This is a genomic window from Streptomyces cavernae, from assembly GCF_004023625.1.
Taxonomy (GTDB): Bacteria; Actinomycetota; Actinomycetes; order Streptomycetales; family Streptomycetaceae; genus Streptomyces; species Streptomyces cavernae.
Window position 1 is genome coordinate 306,595 of the sequence record NZ_RPDJ01000007.1, and the last position, 19,041, is coordinate 325,635.

Annotated in this window: 20 protein-coding genes; 12 read left to right on the top strand and 8 right to left on the bottom strand. The window is 72.9% G+C overall.

The features are described from left to right. Positions 1–348 precede the first annotated feature (348 nt). Complete coding sequence (locus tag EF387_RS49445; RefSeq protein WP_274388948.1) at positions 349–483, top strand: hypothetical protein; 135 nt, start codon at positions 349–351, stop codon at positions 481–483. 554 nt (positions 484–1,037) lie between these two features. Here EF387_RS49445 and EF387_RS19840 read toward each other — a convergent pair. Then, complete coding sequence (locus tag EF387_RS19840) at positions 1,038–1,787, bottom strand: lysozyme (RefSeq protein ID WP_128377915.1); 750 nt, start codon at positions 1,785–1,787, stop codon at positions 1,038–1,040. Between the two features lie 135 nt (positions 1,788–1,922). Here EF387_RS19840 and EF387_RS19845 point away from each other — a divergent pair, with 135 nt between their 5' ends. The 3 genes from EF387_RS19845 (at position 1,923) to EF387_RS19855 (ending at position 5,757) form a co-directional block, all read left to right on the top strand. Then, positions 1,923–2,606: a class II aldolase/adducin family protein gene (locus EF387_RS19845; RefSeq protein WP_128377916.1), complete on the top strand. Its 684-nt coding sequence runs from the start codon at positions 1,923–1,925 to the stop codon at positions 2,604–2,606. Positions 2,607–2,687: 81 nt separating this feature from the next. Then, entirely contained in the window at positions 2,688–3,809 is a 1,122-nt protein-coding gene (locus EF387_RS19850; protein ID WP_128377917.1) for an alpha/beta hydrolase, read from the top strand. A gap of 517 nt (positions 3,810–4,326) precedes the next feature. Continuing rightward, a complete protein-coding gene (locus tag EF387_RS19855) occupies positions 4,327–5,757 on the top strand; it encodes a hypothetical protein (protein ID WP_202918317.1) in 1,431 nt (476 codons plus the stop codon). Positions 5,758–5,790: 33 nt separating this feature from the next. Here the strand turns inward: EF387_RS19855 and EF387_RS19860 are convergent, their stop codons facing one another. Continuing rightward, positions 5,791–6,204: a VOC family protein gene (locus EF387_RS19860; protein WP_238431597.1), complete on the bottom strand. Its 414-nt coding sequence runs from the start codon at positions 6,202–6,204 to the stop codon at positions 5,791–5,793. Between the two features lie 252 nt (positions 6,205–6,456). Between EF387_RS19860 and abc-f the strand changes: the two genes are divergently transcribed. The 3 genes from abc-f to EF387_RS19875 all read left to right on the top strand — a co-directional run bounded on the left by abc-f (position 6,457) and on the right by EF387_RS19875 (position 9,552). Then, entirely contained in the window at positions 6,457–8,055 is a 1,599-nt protein-coding gene (abc-f, locus tag EF387_RS19865) for a ribosomal protection-like ABC-F family protein (RefSeq protein WP_128377919.1), read from the top strand. Positions 8,056–8,406: 351 nt separating this feature from the next. Continuing rightward, the gene (locus EF387_RS19870; RefSeq protein ID WP_202918318.1) at positions 8,407–8,628 is read left to right on the top strand and encodes a helix-turn-helix domain-containing protein; all 222 of its coding nucleotides are present in this window, start codon (positions 8,407–8,409) and stop codon (positions 8,626–8,628) included. A 132-nt stretch (positions 8,629–8,760) separates the two neighbouring features. Then, the gene (locus EF387_RS19875; RefSeq protein WP_128377921.1) at positions 8,761–9,552 is read left to right on the top strand and encodes an enoyl-CoA hydratase/isomerase family protein; all 792 of its coding nucleotides are present in this window, start codon (positions 8,761–8,763) and stop codon (positions 9,550–9,552) included. Between the two features lie 292 nt (positions 9,553–9,844). Here the strand turns inward: EF387_RS19875 and EF387_RS19880 are convergent, their stop codons facing one another. Next, positions 9,845–10,576: a nucleopolyhedrovirus P10 family protein gene (locus EF387_RS19880; protein WP_128377922.1), complete on the bottom strand. Its 732-nt coding sequence runs from the start codon at positions 10,574–10,576 to the stop codon at positions 9,845–9,847. 359 nt (positions 10,577–10,935) lie between these two features. Here EF387_RS19880 and EF387_RS19890 point away from each other — a divergent pair, with 359 nt between their 5' ends. From EF387_RS19890 to amaP, 5 genes are all read left to right on the top strand, one after another. Continuing rightward, positions 10,936–11,415: an Asp23/Gls24 family envelope stress response protein gene (locus EF387_RS19890; protein WP_128377923.1), complete on the top strand. Its 480-nt coding sequence runs from the start codon at positions 10,936–10,938 to the stop codon at positions 11,413–11,415. A 36-nt stretch (positions 11,416–11,451) separates the two neighbouring features. After that, positions 11,452–11,637, top strand: coding sequence for a hypothetical protein (locus EF387_RS19895; RefSeq protein WP_128377924.1), 186 nt, complete (start codon positions 11,452–11,454; stop codon positions 11,635–11,637). Positions 11,638–11,888: 251 nt separating this feature from the next. Next, positions 11,889–12,218 (top strand): Asp23/Gls24 family envelope stress response protein, encoded by a 330-nt coding sequence (locus EF387_RS19900; protein ID WP_128377925.1) that lies wholly within the window; start codon positions 11,889–11,891, stop codon positions 12,216–12,218. Continuing rightward, a complete protein-coding gene (locus EF387_RS19905) occupies positions 12,215–12,910 on the top strand; it encodes a DUF6286 domain-containing protein (protein ID WP_128377926.1) in 696 nt (231 codons plus the stop codon). The genes EF387_RS19900 and EF387_RS19905 overlap by 4 nt, the downstream gene beginning before the upstream one ends. Before the next feature lie 5 nt (positions 12,911–12,915). After that, positions 12,916–13,494, top strand: coding sequence for an alkaline shock response membrane anchor protein AmaP (gene amaP, locus EF387_RS19910; RefSeq protein WP_128377927.1), 579 nt, complete (start codon positions 12,916–12,918; stop codon positions 13,492–13,494). Between the two features lie 152 nt (positions 13,495–13,646). Here the strand turns inward: amaP and EF387_RS19915 are convergent, their stop codons facing one another. The 5 genes from EF387_RS19915 to EF387_RS19935 form a co-directional block, all read right to left on the bottom strand. Further along, complete coding sequence (locus tag EF387_RS19915; RefSeq protein WP_128377928.1) at positions 13,647–14,402, bottom strand: SDR family oxidoreductase; 756 nt, start codon at positions 14,400–14,402, stop codon at positions 13,647–13,649. A 4-nt stretch (positions 14,403–14,406) separates the two neighbouring features. After that, complete coding sequence (locus tag EF387_RS19920; protein WP_128377929.1) at positions 14,407–16,200, bottom strand: glycoside hydrolase family 15 protein; 1,794 nt, start codon at positions 16,198–16,200, stop codon at positions 14,407–14,409. Positions 16,201–16,578: 378 nt separating this feature from the next. Next, entirely contained in the window at positions 16,579–17,370 is a 792-nt protein-coding gene (locus tag EF387_RS19925) for an SURF1 family cytochrome oxidase biogenesis protein (RefSeq protein WP_128377930.1), read from the bottom strand. Positions 17,371–17,569: 199 nt separating this feature from the next. Next, the gene (locus EF387_RS19930) at positions 17,570–17,803 is read right to left on the bottom strand and encodes a hypothetical protein (protein ID WP_128377931.1); all 234 of its coding nucleotides are present in this window, start codon (positions 17,801–17,803) and stop codon (positions 17,570–17,572) included. A gap of 119 nt (positions 17,804–17,922) precedes the next feature. After that, positions 17,923–18,906, bottom strand: coding sequence for a DEDDh family exonuclease (locus EF387_RS19935; RefSeq protein WP_128377932.1), 984 nt, complete (start codon positions 18,904–18,906; stop codon positions 17,923–17,925). Between the last annotated feature and the right edge of the window lie 135 nt (positions 18,907–19,041).

Below are 19,041 nucleotides of genomic sequence, written 5' to 3' on the forward strand. Positions count from 1 at the left end.
CTCGCACCACGCGCCTGCGCGGCACGACCCCGGCGCCTGCGCGGCACGACCCCGGCGCCTGCGCGGCACGACCCCGGCGCCTGCGCTGTGCAAGCCGCGCACGAGGAGCACGCCTGCGCCGCGTGAGCCGCGCACGAGCGGCGCACTCCGCGACGCCTACCCGCGCGAGCCGCGTGCATCCTCCACGAAGCCGCCCCGCTTCGATGGGAGCCCGCCCGCCCATCCTGCGCCAGAGCCCCCCGCCCCGCGTGAGCCGCCCACCCTTCGGGAGGCCCGCCCGCTTTGTGGGAGCGGCTCGCCGCCCTGCGCGGGAGCGTTCCGCCGACGCTGCGGGAGGCACTGCCCCGAGTGAACCGCCCCCTTCGGGAAGCCCGCCCAGCCCTGTGGGTGCGGCTCGCCGCCCTGCGCGGGAGCGTTCCGCCGACGCTGCGGGAGGCACTGCCCCGAGTGAACCGCCCGGAGCGGCTCGCCGCCCTTGTGTGAGCCGCCCGCTCCGCGAGCTGCGCGCCATCCTTCGCGAAACCGCCCAGCCTTACGGGAGGCGCCTCGCCCATCCTGCGCCAGCGGCCCGGTCGCCCCGCGTGCCTGCGCCTGCGCCCCGGTCGCCCCGTGTGCCTGCGCCGCCCACTTCGCGAAGCCGCGCGCCACGCGAGCCGCGCGCCACGCGAGCCGCGCGCCACACGAGCCGCCCGCCATGCGAGCCGCGGGAGCGGCAGGCCCGCCCCGCGAGCCGTGCGCCACCCTGCGCGAGGCCGGTCGTCTTGCGGGAGCCGCCCGTACTGGGAGCCGCGCGCCGCGTCGTGCGTGACCCGCCCGCCTCGCTTGAATCGCGGGCCACCGCTTTCCCGCGGCCCCACCCGCCTCGCGGGAGCCGTGCGCCACCGCTTCGTGCGCGCCCGGCCCCCTTCGGGAAGCCCGCCCCGCCTCGCGGGAGCCGTGCGCCACCGCTTTCCCGCGCGCCCCGCCCCGCCCCGCCTCGCGGGAGCCGCGTGCCACCCCTTCCTGAGCGCCCCGTGGGAGCCGCGGGAGCCGCGTGTCTACCCTTCGGCGTTGGCGAATTTTCTGAGGCCGGTCATGGACCCGTTGAAGAGGTTCTGGTCGCCCGGGAAAGTGCCGCTGTCGTCGTGTTGCCAGAACGTCCAGTACGTCCAGCCGGCCGGAAGTGCCCCGGCCGAGGCGTTGTAGCGCGCGAGCCACAGCGGATGGTTCGCGCCGAAGGCCCTGCTCCCGCCGGTGCAGTCGTTCCACCACCCGGTGGTCGTGTAGATCACCGGTCGGCGCCCGGTCCGCCGGTTCACCTCGTTGCTGAACGCCTTGATCCAGCCGACCATCTCGGTCTTGCTCAGCCCGTAGCACTTCTTCTTTTTGTCGTACGGGTTGTGCTCGACGTCGAGCGCGGGCGGCAGCGTCCAGTCGTCCGCGCGCCAGCCACCGCCGTTGCCCACGAAGTGCGCCGCCTGCGCCGTGCCCGACGAGCGGTTCGGCAGGGCGAAGTGGTACGCCCCCCGCAGCAGACCCGCGTTCCGCGCCCCCTCGTACTGCCGGCCGAAGTACGGATTGCGATAGGTGTGCGACTCGGTCGCCTTCACATAGACGAAGCGGGCGCCCTTCTTCTTGGCGCCCTGCCAGTCGACGTTCCTCTGGTACGACGAGACGTCGTGCCCCATGGGCTTGCCCGCCGTCGAGCCCGGCAACTCCGCGAGCGCCGTTCCCCCGATGGTCAGTGTCGCCACGGACACCGCGAGCAGACGGGCGCGACTGCGTGGCGGTTTGCGATCACGGACCATGTTTCCCCCCGAATGACAACGTCCATGACAAATCTCCAGGATCGTAGGGGAAGATCAGAGAAAATCTGATCATCTCCGGCCAATGTGAGGCTCGCCGACCACGCCACCCCGCGGCGGCGGTGGCAGGATCGCGGTATGGCGGACGAACGGGTGGACGAGTGGGACGAGCCGGTGCGCGAGGCGCGGGCGCGGGCATGGGACGACCTCGTCGCGGCCGCGTGCCGCACGGTGACCGACGGACTGGTCGTCGGCACCTCGGGCAATGTGTCGGTGCGCGTCGGGGACACCGTGCTGGTCACCCCCACCGGGGTGCCCTACGACCGGCTCACGCCCGACGACGCCGTGGGCGTCGACCTCGACGGACGGCAGGTCCTCGGCTCGCTCCGCCCGACCAGTGAGCTGCCGATGCACCTGGCGATATACCGCACCACCGACGCCGGAGCCGTGGTCCACACCCACGCGGTTCACGCCACGGCCGTCTCCACACTGGCGACGGAGCTGCCGCTGATCCACTACATGACGGCCGCCCTGGGCGGCACCGTCCGAGTGGCCCCCTACGCCACCTACGGCACGGAGAAGTTGGCCGAGAACATGCTGCGCGCACTGGACAACCGAACAGCGTGTCTCCTCCAGAACCACGGCACGATCGCCCACGGCCGCACCCTGGCCGAGGCGTACGACCGCACGGCCCAACTGGAGTGGATGTGCAGGGTATGGCTGACGGCCTCGGCGGTACCCGGCCACGAGCCGACCCTGCTGACGCCGGAGCAGGTGGAGGAGGTGAGGGAACGCCTGCGCGGGTACGGACAGCCGGGGTAGCTCCTGCCCGGCCGCGGGAAGGCGTCACACGACAGCGTCACCCCGCTGGCCGCCCGATCCCTTGCCAAGGAGACTGGACACGTGCGCACCGCCAGAGCGACGGCAGCGGCCGTCACCGCCGTGATAGGTGCCGGTATGGTCGCGGTGGCGGTCGGCCGTCACGCGAGCGACGCCGCGCTGAAGATCCAGCCGGGCCGACCCCTGCCCACCGAACCCGTCCTCACCGTGCACTCCACGGCCGCCGGCCGGATAGAACTCACCCGCGACCTGGCCTCCCTGCGCCCCGGCGTCCACGGACTCATGGGCAACGGCACCCACGCCGTGGTCGGCGAGGTCCTCACCGCCGCTCCGCACCCCGCAGACACCGTCGTACGCCGCCTCGAACGCGTCACCCACGGCACCCTGGGCCCCCGCGACAAGGTCTGGTTCACTCCCCAGCTGCACCTCGGAAACCCCCGCGACGCCCTCGGCCTCGACCACGCCGACGTCGACATCCCCGGTGAACTCGGCGCCCTGCCCGCCTGGTTCGTGCCCGGCGACCGGGAGACCTGGGTGCTCACCGTGCACGGCCTCGGCACCAGCCGCGAACACCCCTTGAACGTCATGGAGTTCCTGCACCGCCAGCGCTTCCCGGTGCTCGACCTCGCCTACCGCGGCGACCTCGGCGCCCCGCGCACCCCGGACGGCCTCCGTCATTTCGGCGAGAGCGAATGGCGCGACCTGGACGCCGCGATCCGCTTCGCCGTCCGCTACGGCGCCGAGCACGTGATCCTCTACGGCTGGTCCACCGGCGCCACCATGGCGTTGCACGCCGCCGCCCACTCCGCCCTGCGCGACCGGGTCCGCGGCCTCATCCTCGACTCGCCCGTCCTCGACTGGGAGGCCACCGTGCGTGCGCTGGCCGGCCCGCGCACGCCCGGTGCCCTGATGCCGCTGGCCGTCCGCGCCGCGCAGGGCCGGACCGGGCTGCACAACGGCCTGCGGCACATCGCCGACGCGGAGACACCCCGGGTGCCGACCCTGCTCATCCACGGCCCCGGGGACACGGTCGCCCCCTGGGGCCCGTCCCGCCGCCTCGCAGCGCACCGCCCCGACCTGGTAACCCTCCACACGGTCCCGGACGCCCACCACGCCGCCATGTGGAACGCCGCCCCCGATCCCTACGAGGAGGCGCTCCGCCGCTTCCTGACCCCGCTGATGTAGCGGCGTCGCCGGACGTTCTCAGCCCGTCCGGCTGTCCGGCCGTCCGCCGTCCGGCGAATGAGGGCGAGGCCGTCCAGGCCGATGCGGGGCTGGGGGTAGAGCCGCCGGGCTGCCCCCGGCCTGTCCCCGGCCTGTCCCCGGCCTGTCCCCGGCCTGTCCCCGGCCTGTCCCCGGCCTGTCCCCGGCCTGTCCCCGGCCTGTCCCCGGCCTGTCCCCGAGCTGCCCCGGCCTGTCCCCGGGCAAGGGACGGGTAGCGGCGGAGGGTACGAGGAGCCCCTGGGCCGCGGCGGCCGGACCCTGACGCCGAGACACAGCGGGAAGGCCCGCCGCAAGGTGACAACGAAGCCCGCCGCAGGCGGACCGGCGCCACTCGTTCCGCTTCCGCCTCGCACCAACCCTTCCGGACCACCCGGACACCATCGGCAACCGCCCACCCGGGCCCGTGCGTTGGCCGTCCCCGTGGCCGCGCGTGACATTCCGTTTGGGTTTTCGTACCGTCAACCGGAAGACTGCCCCCGTGACGTCCCGTACCCCGCGCGACTCCAGGCTCCGACTCGTCGGCGGACGGCCGCTGGCCGCGGCCGCCCGAGCGGTGCCCCAGCAACGCTCGCGCCGCCCCGCTCCCCGGCCGCCCGAGGGCACACCGCCGCCCGCGGAGCTGGCCCGCATGGCACGCGCCGTCCTCGCCGACGCGGCCCGGGTGGCCCGCTGGGCCGACCACGCCCTCCGCCCCGGCCGGGATCGCGACGGCACCGCACCCGGCGGCACGGGCACCCTCTCCGAGGCCACCGCAGTACGGGCCGCCGCCGACCTGGGCCTGACACCGGCTCAGGTCCGCGCCGACTGGGACACCGCGCGGCTCTCGGGTCTCGTCGAGGTGCACGGCGACACGGCCCGCCCCGGCTGGCGGCTGCGCGCCTGGGACCGCGACGACTCCGCGGTGCTGCGTGGCTGGGTCGCCCTCTTCGACGCCTGGTCGCTGGCCCACCCCGACGTCGACGACGGCCACGAGCCCGCCGCCGTGGCCGAGGTCGTGGAGGCCATGCCGCAACTGCTGTCCTTCCTGCAGCTGTCCGCCGGCCCCGTCCCGGTCGAACAACTCCTCGACCTGCTGCGGCAGCGTGTCACCGAACTGCGCACCGAACGCTGTGAGATCCCGTACGGACCGCAGCCGGAGCCCACCGACGGCACCGACGGCACCGGCACCGACCCCACCTCCGACGACGCCCCGCTGCCCCCGCTCCTCGATTGGGCCCTGCACGCCCTCGCCGCCGTAGGAGCCCTCACCTGCGCCGACGGACAGGCCACGCTGACCCCGCTCGGCAGCTGGGCGGTCTGGGTGAAGCTGGAGCAGATCTGCGTCGCCGCGCAGAGCCCCGCCGGGAACATCGAGCAGGGCGCCGAGGACATGCTGCGCGGCTGCGCCCAACTGCGCCCCAACGCGGCCCGCGCCGAGTACCGCGCCTGGCTCGCCGCCCGCACCGTGAGCAGCGCCGTCACCGAACTCATCGGCGCCGCCCGCGGCGAGGACGCCCTGCTGCGCGGACTCGCCTTCGAGGCGCTGCGCGTGGTCGGCGCACCCGCCGAGCCCGATGTGCGCGCCGTCGTCGACGAGCCCTGGCTGCGCCCCTACGCACTGCTGTGGCTCGCCGAACACGACGGCACCGACCCCGAGGACGCCCACGAGGTACTCACCCGTGAAGAAGCCACCTGGCTCTGGGTGGACACCGCGGCCGCCGTCGCCGACCACGGCGAGGCTCCGCTGCTCGTACGGCATCTGGAGTCCGCCGTGCAGCCCACCGTCCCCATGCTCCTCGACGAGGTGCGGGCCGTCGGACACCCGCGCACCGTGCAGGTCCTGGTCGCGCTCGCCGCCGCCCACCCCGACCCGGCACTCGCCAAGGCCGTGCGCCGGGCGGCGTTCCAGGTGCACACCGGCGGGAGTTGAGCGGGGAGCGGCCCACTCGGGGAGTGCCGCCGGCTACTTCGCGGCTATCTCCGGCGCGTACGTGCCGAAGCTCCAGACGTTGCCCTCGAGGTCCCGGGCCATGTAGTCCCGTGAGCCGTACTCCTGGTCCGTGGGGGGCATCAGGATCTCCGCGCCGTGGTCCACGGCCCGCCGGTGGTGCGCGTCCACGTCCTCCACGACGACGTACACCCCGGCCGGGCCGGAGCTCTTCATGGCCTCGTCGAAACGGCTGCCGGTGCCCTTGGAACCGAGCATCACGCCGCCGTTGCCCTGCACCAGCTCGGCGTGCACCACCGTGCCGTCCTCCGCCTCGTACACGGCCTGTTCCGAGAAGCCGAAGGCCTCGGTGAGCTGCCGGATCGCCGCCTTGGCATCGGTGTACGTCAGCGTCGGAAAGATGCTCGGAAGACCTTCCTTGCCCGCCATACCGATCACTTCCTCTCGTCCGGGCACCGGCCACGAGGACCGGAATGTGACCCGCTCCACAGTCTTGCACCGACCACTGACAACGCCCTGCCGAGCCGGACCCGGCGGCGTGACGCACGCCATCCCCAGGCACGAAAAGCGCTTGCCGCGCCCCGCTAGAATTGCCCTCATGGCCATTCTCCTCGCGCATTAGACGGCGGGAACGTCCTCAGCCGCCCACCCGCCACCCCTTATCCGCCCTGGAGTCTGTCCGTGATCTCCGCCTCCGGTATCGAGCTGCGCGCCGGTGCCCGTGTCCTCATCGAGTCCGCCACCTTCCGCATCACCAAGGGCGACCGCGTCGGCCTCGTCGGCCGCAACGGCGCCGGCAAGACGACGCTCACCAAGGTCCTCGCCGGCGAGGGCATCCCCGCCGCGGGCACCGTCGCCCGCTCCGGCGAGGTCGGCTACCTCCCGCAGGACCCGCGCACCGGCGACCTCGACATGCTGGCCCGCGACCGCATCCTCTCCGCCCGTGGACTGGACGTCCTGATCCGCAAGATGCGGGAGAACGAACAGCGGATCGCGAACGGCCAAGGAGCCACCCGCGACAAGGCGTTGAAGCAGTACGAGCGCCAGGAGACCGAGTTCCTCACCAAGGGCGGCTACGCGGCGGAGGCCGAGGCCGCCACCATCGCCGCCGCGCTCAACCTCCCCGACCGGGTGCTCGGCCAGCCGCTGCACACCCTCTCCGGCGGTCAGCGCCGCCGGATCGAGCTGGCCCGCATCCTGTTCTCCGACGCGGACACCCTGCTCCTGGACGAGCCGACCAACCACCTCGACGCCGACTCGATCGTCTGGCTGCGCGACTACCTCAAGACCTACCGCGGCGGCTTCATCGTCATCTCCCATGACGTGGATCTCGTCGAGACGGTCGTGAACAAGGTGTTCTACCTGGACGCCAACCGCGCCCAGATCGACGTCTACAACATGGGCTGGAAGCTCTACCAGCAGCAGCGCGAGGCCGACGAGAAGCGCCGCAAGCGGGAGCGGCAGAACGCCGAGAAGAAGGCCGCCGCGCTCAACGCGCAGGCCGACAAGATGCGCGCCAAGGCCACCAAGACGGTCGCCGCGCAGAACATGGCCCGCCGCGCCGACAAGCTCCTCGCGGGCCTGGAGGCCGAGCGCAAGTCCGACAAGGTCGCCAAGCTGCGCTTCCCGGAGCCGGCCCCGTGCGGCAGGACACCGCTGATGGCCGAGGGCCTGTCGAAGTCGTACGGCTCCCTGGAGATCTTCACCGACGTCGACCTCGCCATCGACAAGGGCTCCCGGGTCGTCATCCTCGGCCTGAACGGTGCGGGCAAGACCACCCTGCTGCGTCTGCTCGGCGGTGTGGAGGAGCCCGACACCGGCAAGGTCACCCCGGGCCACGGCCTCAAGCTGGGCTACTACGCGCAGGAGCACGAGACCCTCGACCCGGACCGCACGGTCCTGGAGAACATGCGCTCCGCCGCCCCCGACCTGGACCTGGTCGAGGTACGCAAGGTGCTCGGCTCGTTCCTGTTCTCCGGCGACGACGTCGACAAGCCGGCCCGGGTCCTCTCCGGCGGCGAGAAGACCCGCCTCGCGCTCGCGACGCTCGTGGTCTCGTCCGCCAACGTCCTGCTGCTCGACGAGCCCACCAACAACCTCGACCCGGCCAGCCGTGAGGAGATCCTCGGCGCGCTGCGTACCTACAAGGGCGCGGTCGTCCTCGTCACCCACGACGAGGGCGCGGTCGAGGCGCTCCAGCCGGAACGCATCATCCTGCTGCCCGACGGCGTGGAGGACCTGTGGGGCGCGGACTACGCGGACCTGGTCGCTCTCGCGTGACGGAAGCTCTCGCCTGACGGAAGAGTGATCCACTTCGTATGGATCATTCGGCCGATCCGTGATCCATCATCTGTGTGAGATCTCCTGGTACCGAGGTGTGTCCTACATCGATTTCGCGGGTGGATCCCCTGGTGACGACGGCCCGCCCTTCGCGCCGCGCTGACCTGGAGCTTCGCGGATGAACCCGTTCGGGTGTACGGACAGCGCTGTGCGGAACATCAAATTCCGCATCGGGTCCGGCCGGTACGCCGTCCAAAGCCTTTCGGATCGACCTTGCCGAATGGGTGGCCAGGAAGCGCGGGAGGGGTGATCATGAGAAGTCCAGAGCGCACTTCCCATGAGGAGGCACGGGTGGCCGAGACTCTGAAGAAGGGCAGCCGGGTGACCGGCGCCGCGCGCGACAAGCTCGCGGCAGACCTGAAGAAGAAGTACGACTCCGGTGCGAGCATCCGGGCGCTGGCCGAGGAAACCGGCCGCTCGTATGGCTTCGTCCACCGGATGCTCAGCGAGTCGGGCGTCACGCTGCGTGGGCGTGGCGGGGCGACGCGGGGCAAGAAGACCCAGACGGCCTGAGGCCGGACGGCTCATCGCTTCCGTGGTGGCCACCCGGCCGGTCGGGTGACCGACCGGGTGGTTACTGTGCAGTCACTTGAGGACGCCCGGGTACGGCGTCCCTTCCGACCGCACCCCTTCGGAGGCGCCCCAATGGCTTCGCTCGACCCTGTACTCGACAAGGACGGCGTACGGCTCACCGTCGACGACGCGATCGCCACGGTGACGCTGACCAATCCCGCCAAGCGCAATGCTCAGACGCCCGCGCTGTGGCGGGCCTTGGTCGACGCCGGGCGGGCCCTGCCGGGCAGCGTCCGCGTCGTCGTGCTGCGCGCCGAGGGCAAGTCGTTCTCGGCCGGACTCGACCGGCGGATGTTCACACCCGAGGGCCTCGAGGGCGAGCTGTCCTTCGTCGAGCTGGCGCGCAGCTCCGACGCCGACCTGGACGCGACCATCGCTTCGTACCAGGAGGCGTTCACCTGGTGGCGGCGCAGTGACCTCGTGTCCATCGCCGCCGTACAGGGGCATGCCGTAGGTGCGGGCTTCCAGCTCGCCCTCGCCTGCGATCTGCGCGTCGTTGCGGACGACGTCCAGTTCGCCATGCGCGAGACCAGCCTGGGCCTCGTCCCCGACCTCACCGGTACGCACCCTCTGGTGCACCTCGTCGGCTACGCCCGCGCGCTGGAGATCTGCGCGACGGGCCGCTTCGTGACGGCCGACGAGTCCGTCCAGACAGGCCTGGCCAACGTCGCCGTGCCCGCCGACCAGCTCGACGACACCGTGCGCGACCTGGCCGCGGCCCTGCTCTCCGCCCCGCGCGACGCACTGATCGAAACCAAGGCGCTGCTCCAGGGCGCCGTGGAACGCACCTATGAAACCCAGCGAGCGTCCGAGCGCGCGGCTCAGGCCCGCCGCCTGCGGGATCTGGCAGGGCTGGGGGAGTAGGGGCGCCCGTGGTCCGGCGGGGGCGCACGTGGCGGGTTCCCCGGGATCACCCGTGGTCACAGGGGTGACGTGCGCGCTCTCAGGGAACACCCGTGTGGCGGACCGGCGGGGCGTATGTGGCGGGCTCGTCGGGGGATCACCCCGGTCCCGCTGGGGCCCGGGTGGCGGGCTCGCTAAAGATCACACGTGGTCCGGCGGGGGCGCACGTGGCGGTTAGCAGGGAACACCCGTGTGGCGGACCGGCGGGGCGTATGTGGCGGGCTCCTGCGCCCGGGCCGGACCACACGGCACGTCACTCGACCGCAGTGACCAGCACAGCCACCGTCGGCCGGTCCGTGAGGGCCCCACCCACAGCGCCCCGCACCGCCCGCGCCACATCCAGCGCACGGCGCTCGGCCGAGACGGCGAACTCCACCCACACATGACGTCCGGCGAGCACGGCCCCCGCCCCCGCGCCGCCGACGCTCTCGAAGTGCACCGCGCGCCCCAGCCCGCCGAACATGCCGGTCAGCCTGACCACGCCGTCGGTCGCCAGCACCGCCGCGGTGACCCGGGACTCCTCGTCGTCCGGGGGCGCCTCCGCCGCCGAGTCGGTGCCCTGAGCCGCGGCGCCGGTGTCCCGCTCCGGAAGCCCGTTGCCCGTACCTCCGGGCTCCTCGTCCAGCAGCCGGGTGACCCGCAGATCCACCTCCGTCACCGTCAGCCCCAGACGTTCCCGCGCCGCCGCGGCCAGCGCCGAGCGCAGCCGGGTTGCGGCCGTCGGCAGCGGCTCAGCCGCGGTCGCCTCGAACTCTGCGCGGATGCGCAGCGGCCCCGGCGGCAGCGCACTCGGCGGTGGCGGGACGGCGGGCTCGTAGGAGTTCTCCGGATCGGCCAGGGACACCCGCAGCGATCCGAGCCGCACGCCCCGGAGCTCCGACGCCGCACGTCGCAGTACCGTGTCGGCGGCCGACTCCGCCAGCCACGCCCCGTCCCGCGGCCCGCCGAGCGGCAGCAGCCGACCTAGTCCGAGCAGACGCCGCACGCCCCACCCCTCTCCGACCCCGGCTCCCGCGCCGATTCCGGCTCCCGCTCCGGCCCCGGCTCCCGCTCCGGCTCCCGCGCCGATTCCGGCTCCCGCTCCGGCCCCGGCTTCCGCTCCGGCAGCCGCTCCGGCTCCCGCGCCGATTCCGGCTCCCGCTCCGGCCCCGGCTTCCGCTCCGGCAGCCGCTCCGGCTCCCGCGCCCGCCGAGGACACCGATCCGTGTCGTCCCGGCTGTTGCCCCTGATTCTGTGTCCACCCGTCAGCCGTCATTGCTCCAGCCTGCCGCATCCCCGGCGCGTCACCGGGCAACCGCACTTAGTGTGGGGTCGAAGGGGGACAACCGAAAGGGGCGTACGGCGATGACCGACATGGCGCAGGGCCCCGGTGCCGAGACCGCGGCGCCGGACGCACCGAACCGGAAGACCAGTGTGACCAAGCGTGGCGGCGGCGACCCGGGCGTCCGGGGCCGCACCACCATCGCGGACGGCGTGGTCGAGAAGATCGCCGGACTCGCCGCTCGGGACGTCCTCGGCGTGCACGCCATGGGCAGCGGAGTCTCCCGCACCTTCGGTGTGGTCCGGGACCGCATGCCCTCCGGATCCAGGGCTGTCACGCGCGGTGTGAAGGCCGAGGTCGGCGAGGTGCAGACGGCACTGGACCTGGAGATCGTCGTCGAGTACGGAGTGTCCATCGCGGACGTCGCCCGCGCGGTCCGGGAAAACGTCATCTCGGCGGTCGAGCGCATGACCGGCCTGGAGGTCGTGGAGGTAAACATCGCGGTGAGCGATGTGAAGCTGCCCGAGGAAGAGGAAGAGGAGCCGGAACCCCGGATCCAGTAGCCGCCGGTCCCGACCGGTTCATGAGGAGCGTCGCAGATGAGCATGGCCGTGATCGGCATGATCGCCGGAATGGCGCTGGGCTTCGCCGGTTACTTCGGGGGGTTCGGCGCCTTCCTCCTGGTGGCGGCGTTGGGCGCCATCGGTTTCGTGGTCGGCCGGCTCCTGGAGGGTGACCTGGAGCTCGGTGACTTCTTCCGCGGCCGCCAGGACAGGAGGCGGTGACGCGGATGTCCGGGGAGCCGGACCGGCCGGACCAGCCCGGGCGACCCGGCGTGCCGGGGTCCGCCGGGGATCCCGGGTCCGCAGGCGGGTCCGCCGGGGAAGGCGGGTTCGCCCAGGAAACCCGGGGTCTTGGAGAAGGCGGGTCCACGGAGGACGGCGGGTCAGTCGAAGAGATCGGGCCCGCCGGGGAACGCGGGTCCGCCGGGGAAGGCGGGTCGGTCGGAGATCGCGGGCCGGCCGGACGCCGTGTCGTGGCGGGGGAGCGCGGAGCGACCCGTATCGCCGACCGGGTCGTGGCGAAGATCGCCGCTCAGGCCGCACGTGAGGTGCTGCAGGCACCGCCCCCGGACGCGGTGCCGCCCCACGCCACGGTGGTCGTCCACCAGGACGTCGCCCGGCTCCGGATCGGTCTCGAACTGCGCTACCCCTCCGACATCGGCGCCCAGTGCGCCGCCGTGCGTCGCCATGTCACCGAACGGGTAAGTGCGTTGGCGGGGATGGCGGTGCCCGAGGTGGCCGTGCAGGTGGAGCGGCTGCACCCGGACCGGGCGCCCGGCGTGGTGCAGCGGAGGACATCATGAACGACTCCCAGGGCCCCGGCGGTACCCGGCCGCTGCCGGTCGTGGAACGGACCGACGGCCCCGATGGCCCCGACGGCGCGGAAGGCGGGTTCGGGCAGTCCGCGTCCGCGGCGGACTACGAGCCGACGCGGGCACCCGACGCGGACGGCCGCGACGGCCGGTTCTGGTCCGCGCGCCGGGTGCCTGCCGGACTGCTGGCGCTGCTTCTCTTCGCGGGCGCCGGACTGTTGCTGTACGACGTCGCCGCCGTGCGCGCGCACCGGTCCGCCATGCAATGGCGCAAGACGCTCGCGCGCGAACTGGCGGAGCGGCCGCTCGACGACTTCTGGGTGCTGCTCGGAGCCGGCGTCGCGGCGGCCCTGGGCCTGTGGCTGATCGTGCTCGCCGCGACACCGGGGCTGCGCGCCTTGCTGCCGATGCGGCGCACGCACCCCGACGTACGGGCCGCGCTGGACCGGGCCGCCGCCGCGATGGTGCTGCGGGACCGGGCGATGGAGGTGTCCGGCGTGCAGTCCGTGAGCGTACGCGCGGGCCGCACCAAGGTCGACGTCCGCGCGGTCTCCCATTTCCGCGAACTCGACGACGTACGCGCCGACTTGGACACCACGCTCACCGACGCCGTCCGGGGCCTCGGCCTGACCCGGCCGCCCGCGCTGTCGGTGCGCGTACGGCGTCCCGGACGGAAGGGGTGACGGGCATGCTGAGGGTCGTGAACCGGGTGCTGCTGGGGATCGCCGGGCTGGTGCTGCTCGCCCTGGGCGGCGCGGTGCTCGCCGTGGGACTCGGCGCCGCACCGCCCTCCTGGTGGATCCACGACGGGGCGGACGACGTACTGCTCAGTGACGCGGAGCGCACCCACTGGCGGGACGAGCAATGGTGGTGGCCCACCGTCATCGCGGTGCTCGCCGTCGTGGTGCTGCTCGCGCTGTGGTGGCTGTCGGCCGTGCTCCGCCGGCGCCGGCTCACGGAAGTACTCGTCGACACCGGGGACGGCGAGGGGGCGCTGCTTCGCGGGCCGGCGCTGGAGGGGGTACTCGCGGGCGAGGCGAGCCAGTTGGAGGGCGTGGCACGCGCACAGGCCGGACTGACCGGCCGCCGTACCGCGCCCCGGGCCCGAGTACGGCTCGTCATGGAGCCCCACGGCGCGCCCGGTGAGGTGCTGCACCGCCTGACCGGGGAGGCCATCGCCCACGCCCGGGGCTCGGCGGGGCTGGCCACGCTGCCCACGGAGGTGCGCCTGCGGGCGGTGAAGCACGGCGCGGAGCGTGTGAGCTGAGCGCGACCGCAAGCGCGACCGCAAGCGCGACCGCAAGCGCGAGCGCAGGCCGGGGCCGGGGTGTGGCCGGGCTGAGGCAGGCCGGACAGTGGCCGGACTGAGGCGTGGCCGGGCTGGGGCCGCGAGCGGATCTTCCTTGGGGGCGGCCGTCGCTAGAACCCGTGCCGCATCCCCCCGTCCACCGGCACCATGATCCCCGTCAGATACGAAGCCGCCGGAGACAGCAGGAACGCCGCCGTCCGCCCGAACTCCTCCGGTCTGCCGTAGCGGCGCAGCGGAATGCGGGACTCGTTGGCCGCCCGGGTGGCCTCCGGGTCGGGGGAGAGGCCGTCCAGTTCGCGGACGCGGTCGGTGTCGATGCGGGCCGGGAGCAGGCCCACGACACGGATACCGCGGGGCCCGAGTTCGTCGGCGATGGACTTGGCGTAGCCCGCGAGGCCGGGACGCAGTCCATTGGAGATCGTCAGAGCGGGGATCGGCTCGTGCACCGAGCCGGACAGCACGAACGCGATGACCCCGCCCTCACCCAGCGCCGCCGCAGCGGCCCGCGCGAGTCGTACCGCCCCCAGGAACACCGACTCGAACGCCGTCCGCCACTGTTCGTCCGTGTTGTCCCCGACGAACCCGGGCGGCGGCCCCCCGACGCTGATCAGGATGCCGTCGAAACCCCCGAACCGTTCCCGCGCGACGCCGATCAGCCGCTCGGCGGTGGCCGGATCGGCGTTGTCCGCGGCGACCCCGTGCGCGTTCGGCCCGAGCGCGTCCGCGGCCTCGGCCACCGCCTTCTCGTCCCGCCCGGTGACGATCACTTTCGCGCCGTCCGCCACCAGTTCCCGTGCCGCCGCGTGGCCCAGCCCGCGGGTGGCGCCGGTGACGACGTAGACGCGGTCCTTCAGTCCAAGATCCATGCCCCTATCCTGCCCGCTCCTCCCCGAACAGGGCGAGGGCGGTACCGACGAGACCGATGTGACTGAACGCCTGGGGGAAGTTGCCGAGCTGCCGGCCGGCCGTCGGGTCGTACTCTTCGGCGAGGAGTCCCACGTCATTGGCCAGCCCCACCAGGCGCTCGAAGAGTTCGCGCGCCTCCTTTGTGCGCCCGATCATGTGCAGGGCGTCGGCGAGCCAGAACGTGCAGACCAGGAAAGTGCCCTCGCCGCCCGGCAGTCCGTCGATGACGGCGATGTCCCTGGCGTCCGTCGTGTAGCGGCGCAGCAGACCGCCGTGCCCGAGTTCGGCGCTGATCGCGTCGACCGTGCCGATCACCCGTGGGTCGTCGGCCGGCAGGAAACCGACGCGCGGGATCAGCAGCAGCGAGGCGTCCAACTCCTGCGACCCGTAGAACTGCGTGAAGGTGTTCCGCTGGGCGTCGTACCCCTTCGCGCAGACCTCCCGGTGCACCTCGTCGCGCATCGCACGCCAGCGCTCCACGTCCCCCGGCAGCTCCGGATACTCCTCCAGGGTCCGTACCGTGCGGTCGGCCGCGACCCACGCCATCACCTTGGAGTGCACGAAGTGGCGCCGCGGGCCCCGAACTTCCCACAGCCCCGCGTCCGGGTTCCGCCAGGCCTCGTGGAGGAAGTCCATCAGCGCCTGCTGCATGCGCCAGGCGTGCGGCTTGGCGGCCAGCCCCGAACGGCGGCCCAGCGCAAGGGAGTCGACGACCTCGCCGTAGACGTCGAGCTGCAACTGCCGTACCGCGTCGTTGCCGATGCGTACCGGGCTCGACCCCTGGTAGCCGGGCAGCCACGCCAGCTCGTATTCGGGGATCCGGCGCTCGCCCGCCAGCCCGTACATGATCTGCAGATCGGCGGGGTCGCCCGCGACCGCGCGCAGCAGCCAGTCGCGCCAGGCCTCGGCCTCCTCCAGATAGCCGGCCGACAGCAGCGCGTTCAGGGTCAGGGTGGAGTCGCGCAGCCAGCAGTAGCGGTAGTCCCAGTTCCGTACGCCGCCGATCTCCTCCGGGAGCGAGGTGGTGGGGGCGGCCACGATGCCACCGGTTGGGATGTAGGTGAGGGCCTTGAGCGTGATCAGGGAGCGGACCACCATGTCCCGGTGCGGACCGTCGTAGCGGCAGCGCGCCGCCCACGCCTGCCAGTCCGCGACGCTGGAGGCCAGTGCCTCGTACGGGTCGATCAGCCCGGGGCGCGGCTCGTGCGAGGGGTGCCAGGTCAGGACGAAGGCGACCGACTCGCCCGCCTCGACCGTGAACTCGGAGAGGGTCGCGTTGTCCCTGCCCCAGGTGCGTACCTCCGGATGGCTGCGCAGCCACACCGAGTCGGGCCCGGCGACGGCCACCCGGTGGCCGTCCGTCCGGCGCATCCACGGCACCACCCAGCCGTAGTCGAAGCGCAGCCGCAGGGTGCTGCGCAGGGTGACACGGCCGGAAAGGCCCTCCACGACACGGACGATGTCGGGCGCGCGGTCGCGCTGCGGCATCAGGTCGGTCACCCGGACCGAGCCCTCCGCGGTATCCCACTCGGTGTCCAGGACGAGCGAGTCAGGGCGGTAGGCGCGACGGGTGCAGGGGCCCTCGCCCTTGGGAGCGATCTGCCAGTGGCCGTTCTCCTTGTTGCCGAGCAGCGCGGCGAAGCACGCGGGCGAGTCGAACCGCGGCAGACACAACCAGTCGATCGATCCGTCACGCCCTACCAGGGCGGCGGTCTGGTGGTCGCCGATGAGCGCATAGTCCTCGATGGGTCGGTGCACTCTTGCCGGGTTCCCGGAGGGGAGCGGGGACAATCCGTGGCTGCTCTCGCCGGGTGAACATATCGCGCCCACCACGCGCCCGGCCCACACCGGCCCGCACCCGACCACCGGGACCCGGACCCGGACCCGGACCGGGACCGGGGCGGATCGTGGGGTGCCGGGGTGGACCGTCGGGGTTCGGGTCGGCGGGATTGCCGGGGGCTCGGGGTCGGCCGGGCTTCCGGGGCCGGGCCGGGGCGGGCCGTCGGGGTTCGGGTGCGGGACTGCCATGGCTCGGGCCGGAGCGGGGCCGTCGGGGCTCGGGCCGACGGGACTGCCATGGCTCGGGCCGGCCGGACCGTCGAAGTCGGCCGGGGTCGGCCCGACCGTCCGGGCGGGCTAGACCGTCGCCGGTTCGGCTTCCGGCTCGTTCGCCTCGGCTGCGGCCTCCGCCCGGTCGCGGGCCTCGCGGCGGACCAGGATGGTCCAGCCCACCGGCACCCCGGCGGCGAAGAGCCACCACTGGACCGCGTACGCCATGTGCGGGCCGATGCCGCTGTGATCGGGGTCGGAGATCAGCTCGGGGGTGTCGCCCTTGGGCTCCGGCGCGGTCAGTTCGACGTACCCGCCGAGGACCGGTTTGTCGAGCCGCTCCGCCTCCTGCTCGCTGTTGATCAGCATCACCTGGCGGTCGGGCAGACCCTTGACGTCCTTGATGCCGCTCGTGGCCGTCGTCTCGTCGGCCATCAGCCGTCCGGTGATGGTGAGCTCACCGCTAGCCGGGGCCGGGATCTTCGGGAACTCGGTCTGCGCCCCGTCCGCCGGGATCCAGCCCCGGTTGACCAGGAGCACCCGTCCGTCGTCCAGCACGAACGGGGTGAGGACATGGAAGCCGACCTTGTCGTCGGAGTTGGTGCGCCGCCGCACCACGACCTCGTGCGCGGTGTCGAAGCGCCCCTTCGCGGTGACGCGGCGGTAAAGGTCCTCGCGCTTGACGGTCGCACCGGGCAAGGTGAGTGACTCCGCCGGCACCGGTTTCGCGGCCAGCGAGTCGGAGATCACCTTGTTCAGCGCCACCCGGCGCTCATGGCGGTGCAGCTGCCAGAACCCCAGCTCGATCATCGTCGGGATGAGCGCGAGCGTGATGAGGGTGAGGATCACCCACTGCCGGGACAACAGGAAGCGGTACACCCCACGACCGTACCTCTCCGCCACGGGGTGCCCTCGACCAGGGGCGGCTTCCCGACCCGACGGGCACCCCCGCCTCCGGGCGCGACCGAACCGGCACCCCGCCTCCCGCCTCGACGGACATCCACCTCGTGCCTCGACGGACATCCCGCTTCCGCCTCGACGGACATCGCGCCTCCCGGCCCGGCGGAGGCTCGGCCGGTCAAACCCTGTCGACGATCCCCGACCTCCCCTCCGCCCGCGCGCAGTGCGCCCCGCAGTACCAGTGGCCGTCGGCCTCCACGCCCTGGCCGATGATCTGGACGCGACAGTGCTCGCAGATGGGCGCCATGCGGTGGATCGCACAGGAGAAGCAGTCGAAGACGTGCACCGCCCCCTGGGCGTGCACCTCGAAGGTCATACCGTAGTCATTTCCGCATACTTCGCATCTCGCCATGATGCACAGGGTGAGCCGCCACGGCGGGAGGGGCGAGCGGCCGACGGGCGAGTCGCCCGCCAATCACCCGTCTGACGCCCGCGCCACACGACGTCGGCCCCGTCCGGCGTCAGGCGCCGTCACTCCTCCGACGCCGGTTCCACATCCAGCAGCAGCTGTCCGAACGCCGCCTCGTCGATCACCGGAGTCCCGAACTGCCGTGCCTTGACCACCTTCGTCGTACCGGCCTCCGGGTCGTTCGTGACGAGGAGGCTGGTCAGCCTCGACAGGCTCGTCGCCACATGGAGTCCGGCCTCGACCGCCCGGTCCTCCAGCAGCTCACGGTCGACGGACGTGTCCCCGGAGAACGCCACCCGCATGCCCTGCCTGAGCGGCTTGCCCTCCTCGTAGCGGCCGGGATTGGGGTACGGGCACGCGGGCCGCTTCCGCGACGGACGCCAGCTGCCGGAGCGGTACCCGCCACCGGACTGCCGCCCGATGAGCGGCGCCGGCCCCGGTGACCACTCGGTCAGCGGCCGGCACTCCAGCAGCGGCAGCCGCAGCCCGTCCCGCGCCGCGGCCCGCAGGCTCGGCCGGAACGCCTCGGCCAGCACCCGCGCGTCGTCCAGCGCGTGGTGCGCCCGCCGCTGCTCGACCCCGAAGTGCGCCGCGAGCGACTCCAGTTTGTGGTTCGGCAGCGGAAGCCCCAGCTCCTTGGAGAGCGCGATGGTGCACAACCGCTGCCGCACCGGCGCCTCGAGCTTCGCGCGCGCGTATTCCCGCGCGATCATCTGCCAGTCGAAGACCGCGTTGTGCGCGACGAGCACCCGGTCCGCCAGCCGGGACGCGAACTCCTCGGCGATGTCCGCGAACAGCGGTGACCCTTCGAGCATCTCGCTCGTCAACCCGTGGATCCACACCGGTCCCGGATCCCGCTCCGGGTTGACCGTCGTGTACCAGTGGTCCTCGACCTCGCCGCGCGCGTCCAGCCGGTAGACGGCCGCCGAGATGATCCGGTCGTCCCGCGCCAGACCGGTGGTCTCGACGTCAACGACCGCGTACCCCTTGGGATACGCGGTCGGCCACGGGACTGGCGAGGCTGCGATCGTACGGTCTTCGAGCATGGTTCCTGAGGATACGGTCCCCGACTGACAGCCCATCGCACACGCCCCCTGGACCCGCCGTGCACCAGCCCCTCCGTACCCGCGGTCGGCGCTGTGCCGGTACGTGCCGACGCAGATCGGGCCGACGGGCCGGTT

What these genes read in the sequence shown, in the direction of transcription:
- EF387_RS19840 (WP_128377915.1), bottom strand. Translation starts at nt 1,787, where the DNA reads ATGGTCCGTGATCGCAAACCGCCACGCAGTCGCGCCCGTCTGCTCGCG.
- EF387_RS19845 (WP_128377916.1), top strand. Translation starts at nt 1,923, where the DNA reads ATGGCGGACGAACGGGTGGACGAGTGGGACGAGCCGGTGCGCGAGGCG.
- EF387_RS19860 (WP_238431597.1), bottom strand. Translation starts at nt 6,204, where the DNA reads ATGGCGGGCAAGGAAGGTCTTCCGAGCATCTTTCCGACGCTGACGTAC.
- EF387_RS19875 (WP_128377921.1), top strand. Translation starts at nt 8,761, where the DNA reads ATGGCTTCGCTCGACCCTGTACTCGACAAGGACGGCGTACGGCTCACC.
- EF387_RS19890 (WP_128377923.1), top strand. Translation starts at nt 10,936, where the DNA reads ATGACCGACATGGCGCAGGGCCCCGGTGCCGAGACCGCGGCGCCGGAC.
- EF387_RS19895 (WP_128377924.1), top strand. Translation starts at nt 11,452, where the DNA reads ATGAGCATGGCCGTGATCGGCATGATCGCCGGAATGGCGCTGGGCTTC.
- EF387_RS19905 (WP_128377926.1), top strand. Translation starts at nt 12,215, where the DNA reads ATGAACGACTCCCAGGGCCCCGGCGGTACCCGGCCGCTGCCGGTCGTG.
- amaP (WP_128377927.1), top strand. Translation starts at nt 12,916, where the DNA reads ATGCTGAGGGTCGTGAACCGGGTGCTGCTGGGGATCGCCGGGCTGGTG.
- EF387_RS19915 (WP_128377928.1), bottom strand. Translation starts at nt 14,402, where the DNA reads ATGGATCTTGGACTGAAGGACCGCGTCTACGTCGTCACCGGCGCCACC.
- EF387_RS19930 (WP_128377931.1), bottom strand. Translation starts at nt 17,803, where the DNA reads ATGGCGAGATGCGAAGTATGCGGAAATGACTACGGTATGACCTTCGAG.
- EF387_RS19935 (WP_128377932.1), bottom strand. Translation starts at nt 18,906, where the DNA reads ATGCTCGAAGACCGTACGATCGCAGCCTCGCCAGTCCCGTGGCCGACC.